The organism is Streptomyces sp. SID11385 (assembly GCF_010548245.1).
Taxonomy (GTDB): Bacteria; Actinomycetota; Actinomycetes; order Streptomycetales; family Streptomycetaceae; genus Streptomyces.
The window spans coordinates 1-1,068 of record NZ_JAAGLR010000798.1 but is presented as its reverse complement, the minus strand read 5'-3'; the positions used below and the strand labels follow the sequence as shown (position 1 = coordinate 1,068).

2 protein-coding genes are annotated in these 1,068 nt (G+C 76.4%); one reads left to right on the top strand and one right to left on the bottom strand.

What is annotated here, in order from left to right:
- Positions 1 to 536 (top strand): ABC transporter ATP-binding protein (locus tag G3I42_RS24560; RefSeq protein WP_164289375.1); only part of this gene is annotated, 536 nt, incomplete at its 5' end.
- Positions 537 to 544: 8 nt separating this feature from the next.
- Here G3I42_RS24560 and G3I42_RS24555 read toward each other — a convergent pair.
- A partial coding sequence (locus G3I42_RS24555) for an aminoglycoside phosphotransferase family protein (protein ID WP_164289374.1) occupies positions 545 to 1,068 on the bottom strand: 524 nt, incomplete at its 5' end.

Below are 1,068 nucleotides of genomic sequence, written 5' to 3'. Positions count from 1 at the left end.
TGCTCCCCCAGTCGCCGCGCGCGCCCGAGGCGGTGACGGTCGCCGGGCTCGTACGGTACGGGCGCCACCCGCACCAGGGCCTGCTGCGGCAGTGGTCGCGCGCCGACGAGGAGGCGGTCCGGGCCGCGCTCGCCGCGACGGGGACGCTGGACCTCGCCGCGGAACGCGTCGACCGGCTCTCCGGCGGCCAGCGCCAGCGCTGCTGGCTCGCGATGGTCCTGGCCCAGGACACCCCGCTCGTCCTGCTCGACGAGCCGACCTCGGCGCTCGACCCGGGTCACGTCGTGGACGTGCTGCGCCTGGTCCGCGAGGTCGCGGCGGCGGGCCGCACCGTCGTGATGGTCCTGCACGACCTCTCGGCGGCGGCCCGCAGCGCGGACCTCCTGATCGCGATGAAGGACGGCCGCGTCGTGGCGGAGGGCGCCCCGTCCGCGATCGTGGACGAAGCGCTGGTCAAGGAGGTGTACGGCCTGGACGCCGACATCCTCCGCGCCCCCGGCGACGGCGCGCCCGTGGTGGTGCCGAGGGCGAGGTAGGGGCGCGCTCACCTCGCGGCGCGCAGCACGTCGACCTCGCACCCCGGCGCGTACGGGTCGAAGCCGTGCTCGACGAGCCACCGCACCGCGAGGAGACCGCGCACCGCCCACCACGCGCGCACGATGCCGGTGTCGACGCCGTCGCCGTAACCGGCCACGACTTCGGCGAGGTGTTCCTCGTGTCCGAGCGTCAGGATCGCGAGGTCGAACATCGCGTCGCCGGGGGCCGCCTCGGACCAGTCGATGATGCCCGTGACCTCGTCGCCCTCGGTGAACACGTGCGCGCTCTGGAGGTCTCCGTGCGTGAACACCGGTGTCCACGGCCGGAGTACGGCGTCGGCGGCCTCCCGGCCGCGCGCGACGAGTTCCGCGGACAGCAGGCCGCCCGCCAGGAGCGCCGCGCATTCCCGCTCCACTTCGGCCGCGAGCGCTTCGGGCGTCCGGCCGGGCCACGGCGGCAACGGCGCTTCGTGGAGCCGCCGTACGGCGGCGCCCGCGGCGGCCCACGCGGCGGGCGGGGCGGTGGAGGGCT